The 10,476-nt window shown below is 68.9% G+C and carries 8 protein-coding genes; 2 read left to right on the forward strand and 6 right to left on the reverse strand.

Annotated features, from left to right (window positions below; genetic code table 11):
- Positions 1-34: 34 nt before the first annotated feature.
- The 4 genes from ASG71_RS16185 to ASG71_RS16200 form a co-directional block, all read right to left on the reverse strand.
- Positions 35-1,942: a glycoside hydrolase family 13 protein gene (locus ASG71_RS16185; RefSeq protein ID WP_056741226.1), complete on the reverse strand. Its 1,908-nt coding sequence runs from the start codon at positions 1,940-1,942 to the stop codon at positions 35-37.
- Between the two features lie 2 nt (positions 1,943-1,944).
- A complete protein-coding gene (locus ASG71_RS16190) occupies positions 1,945-2,916 on the reverse strand; it encodes a sugar ABC transporter permease (protein ID WP_235564174.1) in 972 nt (323 codons plus the stop codon).
- Entirely contained in the window at positions 2,913-4,562 is a 1,650-nt protein-coding gene (locus ASG71_RS16195) for an ABC transporter permease subunit (RefSeq protein ID WP_056741228.1), read from the reverse strand. Before ASG71_RS16195 ends, ASG71_RS16190 begins: the two co-directional genes overlap by 4 nt.
- A 118-nt stretch (positions 4,563-4,680) precedes the next feature.
- Positions 4,681-5,985, reverse strand: a complete 1,305-nt coding sequence (locus ASG71_RS16200; protein WP_056741230.1) for a maltose ABC transporter substrate-binding protein — start codon at positions 5,983-5,985, stop codon at positions 4,681-4,683.
- Between the two features lie 322 nt (positions 5,986-6,307).
- Here ASG71_RS16200 and ASG71_RS16205 point away from each other — a divergent pair, with 322 nt between their 5' ends.
- A complete protein-coding gene (locus tag ASG71_RS16205; protein WP_082575270.1) occupies positions 6,308-8,050 on the forward strand; it encodes an alpha-amylase family glycosyl hydrolase in 1,743 nt (580 codons plus the stop codon).
- A 2-nt stretch (positions 8,051-8,052) separates the two neighbouring features.
- Complete coding sequence (locus ASG71_RS16210; RefSeq protein WP_056741232.1) at positions 8,053-9,087, forward strand: LacI family DNA-binding transcriptional regulator; 1,035 nt, start codon at positions 8,053-8,055, stop codon at positions 9,085-9,087.
- 56 nt (positions 9,088-9,143) lie between these two features.
- Here the strand turns inward: ASG71_RS16210 and ASG71_RS16215 are convergent, their stop codons facing one another.
- Positions 9,144-9,632: an SRPBCC domain-containing protein gene (locus ASG71_RS16215; RefSeq protein WP_056741246.1), complete on the reverse strand. Its 489-nt coding sequence runs from the start codon at positions 9,630-9,632 to the stop codon at positions 9,144-9,146.
- Between the two features lie 255 nt (positions 9,633-9,887).
- Positions 9,888-10,286, reverse strand: a complete 399-nt coding sequence (locus tag ASG71_RS16220) for a hypothetical protein (protein ID WP_200948019.1) — start codon at positions 10,284-10,286, stop codon at positions 9,888-9,890.
- Positions 10,287-10,476: the final 190 nt, after the last annotated feature.

Here is a 10,476-nt window from a genome sequence, read left to right on the forward strand (position 1 = left end):
AGTTCTCCGTTGAATCCGGTGTTCAGTCCGGCCTTCAGTCTAGGCTGGTACGTCCCCGTGCCGGATGCATTGACTCCGGAAGGGCGGCGCCGGGCAGGACCCAGACCGCTGCGGCGGGGCCGCCGGCACGCAACGCGGTTCGGTCCCCCGCCGGCGCGGCGGAGAGCGGACCGGTGGCCAGGGCCGGAGCGGCAGACAGGGCCGCGGCCTGGGCGGCAGACAGCAGACCCGGTGCGAGGACCACCTCCGCCGCGGCGCGGGCCACCACCACGAGCACAGCGCTGTCCGCCGTTTCCCGGACGAACGCGAGGGTGTCCCCCGCCGCGTGGAGCCAGCGGATGCCGCCGCCGGTGAGGGCGGGCTGGGACTTCCGCAGCCCGGTCAGGCCGGCGTAGAGCCCGCGGAGATCGGCGCGGATCCGGCCGGGGTCGTTCCACGGCATGGGGGTCCGGGAATACTCGCCGTTGTCCCCCTCGAGCCCGAACTCGTCGCCGGCGAACATCACCGGCACCCCGGGGAAGGTGAACATCAGCACGGCCCCCAGCGCCTGGCCGCCGTCGATCATGGCTGTGGCGGCCCGGGCGGTGTCGTGGCTGTTGAGGGCGTTCATGTTCTGCTGCCGGACGTCCCAGCTGAACGCGGCTGCGAGGTCCTGGTGCGTGGCGAGGAATTCTTCTGCTGCGATCCGGTGCGGTCCGGGCAGCGGGGTGCCGAAGAAGTTCACGTGCCCGGCGTCGCCGGCGAGCCAGGCCCACAGCGGGCGGGTGAAGTTGGAGTACGTCATGGCGCCGTGCCAGTGCTCGCCGCTGAAGTCCGGTGCGGCGTCGTTGGTGGCCTCGGCCAGCAGGGCCGCGTCCGGGTTGATGCTGCGGACCCGGTCCGCGATCAGCCGGGCCACGTCCTGGTTCAGGTCGGTCGTCCCGAGCCGGCCGGTCATGTTGCCGACGTCGATCCGCCAGCCGTCCAGGTTGAACGGCGGCCGCAGCCAGCGGGCCACGGGCGAGTCGTCGTCCAGCACGAATTTGCGCCGCAGCGCCGCGGAAGCCCAGTTCAACTTGGGCAGCGAGGCCACTCCGTACCACGCCTCGTAGGCGGCGTGGTCCTTGCTGAAGTAGTAGTAGCCGGCTTCCTCGGAGCCGGGCTCGGCCAGGGCCCGCTGGAACCATTCGTGTGCGTCGCCGGAGTGGTTGGCGGTGAGGTCGCCCATCACCTTCAGGCCGCGGGCGTGCGCGGCCTCCACCAGCTCGATCAGGGCCTCATCGCCGCCCAGCAGGGGGTCGACGGCGGCGAAGGTGGCGGCGTCGTAGCGGTGGTTGGAGCGGGCCGGGAAGAACGGTGTCAGGTAGATGACGTCGGCCCCGAGCGCCTGGATATGGTCGAGGTGCTCCGTGACACCGAACAGGTCCCCGCCGTAGTACTGGTACGGGGTCTCCGCCGAGGCGCCCTGCACTTCGGTGGTGTCCCACTCACACGGCACTGCCCAGTCCGGGACGGGACGGCCGGCGGCCCGGGCCGAGCGGGCGAAGCGGTCCGGGAAGACCTGGTACAGCGTGCCCCGGCGCAGCCACTCCGGCGCAGCCGGGAAAGTCGTCAGCCGGAAGTCCGCATAGTCCGAGACGTCCCGGCTGAAAAGCCCCTGGGCGTTGAAGTGCCAGTACCGCTGCCCGGTTTCGATCAGGAACCGGTAGCGGGCGACCGGGTTTGTGACGGGCATGTCCGCTTCCCACCAGGTCCAGCCGTCGGCCTCGCCGAGTGCCACGCAGGCGCCGTAGCGGGGTTCGCCGTCGTGGACCGAGCGGAGCCAGACGCGGCTGGCCTGCCCCCACCCGGCCGGGATCCGGAGCCGCAGCCGGACCTGGTCGCCCAGGGCCGGCTGCTGCGGGGCGTGCAGGGCGGAGCCGTCGTGGTGCGGGAGCAGCCCGGCCGGGGCGGCGCCTGACATGCCTAGCCCTTCACCGAGCCCGCCGTGAGCCCGCTGACGATGTAGCGCTGCAGGAACAGGAACAGCGCCATCACCGGGATCGCGGAAATCACGGCGCCGGCGGCGAAGACGCCCCAGTTCTCCGAGCGCTGCTGCGCCACGAAGGAGTAGAGCCCGACGGCGAGCGTCTGGCTGTCCGGGTCGGTGAGCACCACGGAAGCGATCACGAATTCACCGGAGATCGCGATGAAGGACAGCAGGCCGACGACGGCCAGGATCGGCGTGACCAGGCGAAGGATGATGCCGAAGAAGATCTGGGTGTGGCTGGCGCCGTCGATCTTCGCGGCCTCGTCCAGGGACTGCGGGACGGTGTTGAAGAACCCGTACATCAGGTAGGTGTTCACGCCCAGGGCGCCGCCCAGGTACACCATGATCAGGCCCAGCTGGCTGCCCAGGCCCAGGGCAGGGATCACCTCGGAGATGCCGCTGAGCAGCAGGAAGATGGCCACGACGGCCAGCAGCTGCGGGAACATCTGCAGCAGCAGCAGGCTCAGCAGGCCGAACCGCCGGCCGGTGAAGCGCATCCGGGAGAACGCGTACGCCGCCATCGCCCCGAGGAACACCGTGGCGGCGGAGGTCACGCCGCCGACGACCATGGTGTTCAGGAACCAGCGGGCAAACGGCCGGGAGGGCATGTCGAAGAGGGCAGTGAAGTTGCCGAAGTCGATCTTGCTGAACAGGGCGTTGGAACCGACGAGGGTGCCGGTGGAGTTCAGCGCCGCGGAGAGGACGTAGAGCAGCGGGAAGACGGCGAAGACCGTGACGATGATGCCCACCAGGTGGCGCCACCCCTTGTCCTTGAACCAGACGCCGAAAGGGCGCCGGCGCTGCAGGGATTTCAGGTAGTCGACGTCGGTGGGGCCGGCGGGGCCGGTGCCGGTGCCGGTGCCGGCGGGGGTTGCCGGGGCGGTGGTGTGCGGTGCTGACCCGTTCATGAGTTCACGTCCTCGAGTGCCTTGGTCTGCTTGAAGCTGATGGCCGAGACGGTGGCCACGATGATGAAGATGATGATCGCCAGGGCGCTGGCGAGGCCGTAGTCGCGGCCCGTGCCCTGGCCGAAGGCCACCTTGTACACGAGGGTGATCAGGATGTCCGTGGCTCCGATGTCCCGGTCGGTGTCGGCGAACCGCGGGCCGCCGCCGGTGAGCATGAAGATCACGTTAAAGTTGTTGAAGTTGAACGCGAAGGAGGAGATCAGCAGCGGGGCGATCGAGACCAGCAGCAGCGGCAGCTTGATGGAGCGGAACACCCGCCACGGGCCGGCGCCGTCCATCCGGGCGGCCTCATCGAGTTCGGAGGGCAGCGACTGCAGGGCGCCGGTGCAGACCAGGAACATGTAGGGGAAGCCGAGCCAGAGGTTGACCACCAGGACGCTGATCTTGGCCAGGACCGGGTCGGTGAGCCAGCCGATCGAGGCGCCGCCGAGCAGGGTCTGGTTGAGCCAGCCGAACTCCGGGTTGAGGATGCCGGACCAGACCAGGCCGGTGAGGAACGCGGGGAAGGCGTAGGGCAGGATCATCAGGATCCGGTACACCTTCTTGCCCTTGAGGTCTTCCCGGTTGAAGGTGATGGCCAGGAACAGGCCGAGCGCGAACGTCAGGGCGACGGAGGCGATGGCGAAGGTGAAGGTCCAGAGGATGACGCCCAGCAGGGGTCCGCGCAGGCTGGGGTCGGTGAAGGCGCGCGCGAAGTTCTCCATCCCGACATCGATCTTCCAGCCGGTGGAGAGCGTCTCGCCGTTGTCCGCGGCGAAGGCGCCCTTGCCGTTGTCGCGGTAGACCGCGCCCGTGGTGGTGTCGGTGAAGGTATCCGCTGCCTGGTCGTACTTCAGTGCCGGCTTGAACTGGTAGGCGTTGCTGCCGTCCGCGGTGCGGAGCGTGCCGTCCGCGGGGTCCGCGGAGACCGGCACGGTGATGTCCAGGATGCTGTGCTGGTTGGCCACGATTTCCTGGAAGTTCAGGGTCTGGTAGCCGTCCAGCGTCTTGGCCTTGCCGGTGGAGTCCTTGCCGGCGCCGGGGACTTCCTCGAGCGGCTTGTCGGTGCTTCCGAGCGAGACCTTGCCCTGCGGGTCCGTGAAGAGCAGGTAGAAGGAGTTGTCCTTGGCCAGTACGGAGGTCTTGTACGCCGGTGAATCCGGGACGCGCTTCTGCGCGGTGAGCTGGATGGCGTTGATTGCGTCATCCTTGGTGCTGTTGTGGCCGTCGCCGTAGTTGGTGAACGCAATGTAGCCGCTGAACAGGACCACGAAGACCTGGAAGACCAGCAGGAACAGGACGCCGGGGGCCAGGTATTTGGCGGGCAGGCCGCCCCTGCGCAGGTAGATCCAGTTGATCACCAGGGCGACCAGGGAGGAGACTCCGAGCGCCAGCCAGGACTCGCTGAGGAAAAGCATGATCAGGACGTAGACGGCGAGGGCATCCACGAGGCCCAGCAGGACGATCTTGGCGATGGTGCCCTTGATCCCTTCCGGGCCGGTCCGGCGCCGGCGGACGCCGGCCTTCCGGCTGGAGGTTGCGGGGGCGTCGGTTGGGGCGGACGACGCGGCGGGATCGGTGTCCTCGCGGAGTTCGGTATCTGGCATGGCTCTTTACAGTCCTTGGGGGAAGCTGGGTGATGCAGGAAGGGCCGGGCGGCCTGGTGGCCGCCCGGCCCGGTGCATCCGGGGAAGGGCGCGTGGCACCCCTCCCCGGATGCGGGGACTAACCCTTGATTTTCGCCTTGATGCTGGCGGCCATCTTGGTCCAGTCAGCGGCCGGGTCGCCCTGGCCCTTGATCAGGGCCAGTTCGGTGGCGCCCCAGTCAGCCCAGACCGCGCTCATTTCCGGGATGGCCGGCATCGGGACGCCGGTGGCGCCGATCTTGCCGAACGCAGCAACGACCGGGTCGCTGGCGGCCTTCTCGAAGGAGGCCTTCAGCGCCGGCGGACGTCCGCCGGCCTTGTACATGGAGTCCTGGGCATCCTCGGAGGTGAGGTAGTTGGTGACGAACTCGTTGGTGGCCAGGGCGTTGGCGCTCTTGGCGCTGATGAAGAAGCCGTTGACGCCGATGAACGGCTGGGCCGGCTGGTCGCCGGCGGTCGGCAGTTCGTCAACTGCGAACTTGATGCCCTTCTTCTGCACGTCCGGAACGTTCCACGGGCCGGTCAGGTAGTACGGGGACTCGCCGGCGAGGAACTTCTCCTTGGCGATGTCACCGGTGATGTTGGAGTTGATGATCTTTTCGCCCTTGTCGCCCCAGGCGGCAAGCTTCTTGGCGAACTCGACGCCGGCGGCGTCGCCGATCAGCAGCTGCTTCGGGTCGTAGCCGCCGTCGGCCGCCTTGCCGAAGACCTGCGAGCCCATGGAGGCCTGCAGCGGGTACAGGTGGTACGGGTCGCCCTGCTTCGGGTCCATGCCGACGAGGAACGGGAACTTGGCCTTGCCGTCGGCGACGGCCTTCTTGCCGTTGGCGATGACTTCGTCCATGGTCTTGGCCGCGTCCGGGAGGATGGCCGTGTTGCGCAGGAGGCCGATGTTCTCAACCGCGTAGGGCACACCGTAGACCGAGCCGTTGTAGGTCATGGCCTTGACCGAGGACTCCTGGAAGGCGTCCTTCTTGTCGCCGAGCTCGACCGGGGCGATGACGCCGTTCTGGACGAACTTGCCTACCCAGTCGTGCGGGCCGACGATCAGGTCCGGGCCCTTGCCGGTCGGGACCTGGGTGATGAAGTCGTCGCGGACGGCGGCGAAGTCCTTGACCACGAGCTTGACCTCGATGCCGGTGTCGGCCTTGAACTTCGCGGTGATGTCCTTCAGGGCGGGCGAGCGCTCGGCGTCGACCCACATGGTGATGGTGCCGGCGCCGCCGGACTTGAGATCCGGCTTGGCGGTGGCCGTTGCCGTGGCCGGGCCGGTTGCCGCAGCCCCGCCGCAGGCGCTGAGTGCCAGCGCTGCGACGACGGAGATCGCGCCGGCCGTGAAGACGCGGCGGCTGGTTCCGGTCGTGAGGGTGTTCTGCACCTTCATTGGTGTCCCTTTCATAAAATCCTGCATCCACGCGGAGGGCCCCTGGGAAGTCCCGGGGCCCGGTGGCATCGTCGGTGATGTGGCTCACAGCTGCAAGCGCTTCCAAGCTACACGGTGATGCACGCTTTTGAAAAGTCATTCTAGCGTGGCGTGTTGCGCCGCTTTGACCAGCCCGAGGGGGTTGAGGGGTGGCAAACCGCTGTTTCAGGGGCCAATAGGGGCCATCCGGCCGTGGCGGCGGCCCGGCGGCCCGCACTGCGGGTCGGCGGCGCGCGGCTGGAAGCGTTTTCAATTTCGGCATCATGCCTTTACGATTACCGGCATGTCCGTTGACTCAGTCCTCACCGCCCCCGCCGCGCTGGCCGGCCCGCTGACCCTGGTGCACGCCGCCGATGACGCCCCCGGCTGGTGGCGTTCGGCCGTGATCTACCAGGTGTACCCCCGCTCCTTCCGGGACCTGAACGGCGACGGCGTCGGCGACCTCGCCGGCATTACCGCCGAACTGCCGCAGCTTGCCGAGCTCGACGTCGACGCCGTCTGGCTCTCGCCGTTCTACCGCTCCCCGCAGCGCGACGCCGGCTACGACGTCAGCGACTACTGCGACGTCGACCCGCTGTTCGGCACGCTCTCCGACTTCGACGCCATGATGGCCGAAGCCACCCGGCTGGGCCTGCGGCTGATCGTGGACCTGGTGCCGAACCACTGCTCGGACCAGCACACCGCGTTCCAGGCCGCCCTGGCCGCGCCCGCCGGCAGCCCGGAACGGGACATGTTCATCTTCCGCGACGGCCGCGGCGACTCCGGCGAACTGCCCCCGAACAACTGGCAGTCCCACTTCGGCGGCCCCGCCTGGACCCGGATCACCGAACCGGACGGCACCCCGGGGCAGTGGTACCTGCACCTGTTCGACTCCTCCCAGCCGGACTTCAACTGGGACAACGACGCCGTCCACGCCGAATTCGAGCGGGTCCTGAGGTTCTGGCTGGACCGCGGCGTCTCCGGCTTCCGGGTCGACGTCGCCCACGCCCTGGTCAAGGCTCCCGGCCTGCCCGAATGGGGCGGCCGCGCCGACGGCAACAGCTCGCACGGCTTCCCCGGCCACGAGGCGCCGATGTTCGGCCAGCCCGCCCTGCACGACATCTACCGCGCCTGGCGCCGGATCCTGGCCGAATACGGCCCCGACCGCATCCTGTGCGCCGAGGCCAACGTCGACCCGCTCCCCCGGCTGGCCGACTGGGTGCGCCCGGACGAGATGCACCAGGCCTTCAACTTCCCCTACCTGCACGCCGGCCTGGACCCGCACCGGATGCGCAGCGTGATCACCGACTCCCTGACCGCCCTGGACGCCGTCGGCGCACCGAGCACCTGGGTGCTGTCCAACCACGACGTCGTCCGCCACGCCACCCGCTTCGGCTACAACGGGCCGGCACCCCGCGACGGCGACGGCATCGGCCCCGCCGATGCGCAGCCGGACGAGGAACTGGGGCGTTCCCGCGCCGCGGCCGCCTCGATGTTCATGCTGGGACTGCCCGGCGGCGCCTACCTGTACCAGGGCGAGGAGCTGGGCCTTCCCGACGGCATCGACATTCCGGACCACAAGCGGCAGGACCCCACCTTTGGGCGCACCGGCGGGGAGCGGCTGGGCCGCGACGGCTGCCGCGTGCCGCTGCCGTGGCGCGCCGCCGAACCGCACGCCGGGTTCGGCGCCGGGGCCGACCCGTGGCTGCCGCAGCCGGCGAGCTTCACGGCGCTGGCCCGCGACACCCAGGCCGCGTCGCCGTCGTCGCACCTGAACCTCTACCGGCGGATGCTGGAACTCCGGCGGGAACTCCGCCTCGGCCAGGGCTCACTGGCCTGGATCGAGGACTGGTGCACGGACTCTTCCCTGGCCTTCCTCAACGGCAGCACCGCGGTGCTGATGAACCTTGGCGGGGACCCACTCGAACTGCCCGCCGGACAGGTGCTGCTGCGCAGCTCCACATCTGCCCAGCATGACGGCGCCCATCAGTTAAGCTCAGGTGAAACTGTTTGGCTGGAGATCTACACCGAGGACACGGAGAACTGAAAATGCCCGGCATCAAGGACGTCGCGGAACGGGCCGGCCTCTCCATCGCCACCGTTTCGCGTGCCTTGAGCGGCAAGGGCAACGTGTCGGCCCGGAGCCGCGAGCGGGCACAGTCCGCCGCCGCGGAACTGGGCTTCGTACTCTCCTACCACGCCTCCAGCCTGGCGTCCGGGCGGAACCACAACGTCGGTGTCGTGGTTCCGTCCGTCCACCGCTGGTTCTTCTCCTCGGTGGTGGAGGGCGTCTCCGCGACCCTGCTTGACGCTGGCTACGACCTCACTCTGTACAACGTCAGCGAGGGCGAGGAACGCCGGCACAGCGTGCTCAACGACTTCCTGCTGCGCAAACGCGTGGATGCGGTGATTGCGGTGTCCCTGGAGCTCAGCGAGGCCGAGATCCAGCAGCTGCTGGCCATTCACCGGCCGATCGTCGGGATCGGCGGTCCGCTGCCGGGAGCCTCGACGATCAGAATCAACGACTCGGGCATCGCGGAGGCGGCGGCCCGCCACCTGATCCAGCTGGGCCACAGCCGGATCGCGCACATGACCGGTGACGCCGCCTACGAGAAGGACTTCCGGCTGCCGGGAACCCGGCAGGGCGGCTTCACCAAGGCCATGCGCGACGCCGGGCACACTGTCCGGCCGGAATGGCTGGTCTCCGCCGACTTCACTATCCAGGGCGCGTACGCCAGCGCGCGGCAGCTGCTGGGCAGCTCACCTGAGCGTCCGACGGCGGTCTTCGCGGCCTCGGACGAAATGGCGATCGGCACCATCCTCGCCGCCCGCGACTTCGGCCTGCGGGTGCCCGACGACCTGTCGGTCATCGGGATCGACGGCCACGAACTCGGCGAGCTCTTCGGCCTGACCACCATCGACCAGGATCCCCGCGGTCAGGGCGCCATGGCGGTCCGTCGGTTACTGGCAGGGCTCGAGGGCGACGCAGACACGGCGGCAGCAGACACCGAGTATCCGACGAGGTTCGTGATCCGGTCCAGCACGGCCGTCCCCCCGGTCGACGCAGCGCCGTTGCGGGGATAGCTGGTTTTCAGGGCCGTCGCGGGAGTTGCCGGGCCGCCGTCTCCGGAGCGGAACGCCTACGTTCCCGAACCGCCCATGAACCGCACAAAACGGTCGAGCACGTCCGGCCAGCCGGCCTCATAGTCGGCGCGGGTGGCGGCCGGGTCCTTGGCACCCTCCCAGCCGCTGTGGACGACGCGGACCTCGGTGCCGCCCTCCACGGCGCGGAACGCGACCCGCAGTTCCGTGGACCATAGTGCTTGGGATCCGGGATGCCAGCTCGCATGGAAGGACAGCGGAGGCTGCCAGTCATCGATGGTGCCCCATACGGAGCTCCGTCCGTCGTCCGCGGTCTCGAGAATGAGGCTTTCCTCGAACTCCACATAGGAGCCTGCTCCGTAGACGCTGTGGCCCTCCAGGGGCCACCAGAGGTGCGTGTGCTCGGTAAAGCCCATAAAGGCCCGCGCCACCGCCCCAGGGACGACGACAGTGCACACCACCGGCTCCAGCCCCTCATCGGGTCCCGGTTCGGGAGCTGCGGAGGCGTGGCTGAAAAGGCTATCCATGGGCATCAACTCTACTAGCCCCCACCCGCCCCCAACGCTCCCTCACCTCCGGCTACCCCACCTCGGACGCTCCAGCCCGGTTACCGCTGCTTCGCGGCCTTGGCTCCTTCGGCAATCCCCGAGATGGCGCGGACTCTCACGGCTGCCCGGCAAGGTAACTGGGCGGGAGCGTCGCGGATGGCCCCTTCGTGGCCGCCCTCACGGACTGCTCAACGGGGCAGGCGGGGCCTATGGGGCTGGCCGCGCATGTGATGACTAGGCGTGCGGGTCGAGCCTGTCGGAGTCCTCTGCCGCCATCTCGGCGCTGTGCTCCCACAGCTCGCGGGCCAGGGCAGCGTCATCGGCCTGCTTGTTGGCCTTGGAGAGCTTCCGATTCGCGCTGCAGCCCCCGAAGGTCCAGTCCTTCCCTGGTACAGCCGTGGCGAGCCAGACGAGGGTGTCGGCGCCCTGCTCCGGTGTCAGCATGAATCGTTTGAGGAACGATCTGTAGGCCAGGCGCATGGGGCTGGCCGCCTCTGCGGCGAAGTTGGTGGCCACGCCGCCGGGGTGGAGGGCAGCGGTCGAGATGCCGGCGGTGTGGAAGCGGTGGTGCAGCTCAGCCGTGAACAGGATGTTGGCCAGCTTCGCGTTGGCGCGACAACTGTTCCTCTTCATCCGATGCTCTCTCACCTTTAGCGCGTTCCCACCCGAGGCTCCCGCGCGGGTGTTGTGCCGGCACCGCCTGAGGGCGGTACCGGCGGTGGTTGGGTGGTTAAAGTGGGAGAGCCTCCAACCTGGTGGTTGGAGGCTCTCGACCTGAATGATGTTCCGGCGGTGACCTACTCTCCCACACCCTCCCGGGTGC

Source organism: Arthrobacter sp. Soil763, assembly GCF_001428365.1.
Taxonomy (GTDB): domain Bacteria; phylum Actinomycetota; class Actinomycetes; order Actinomycetales; family Micrococcaceae; genus Arthrobacter.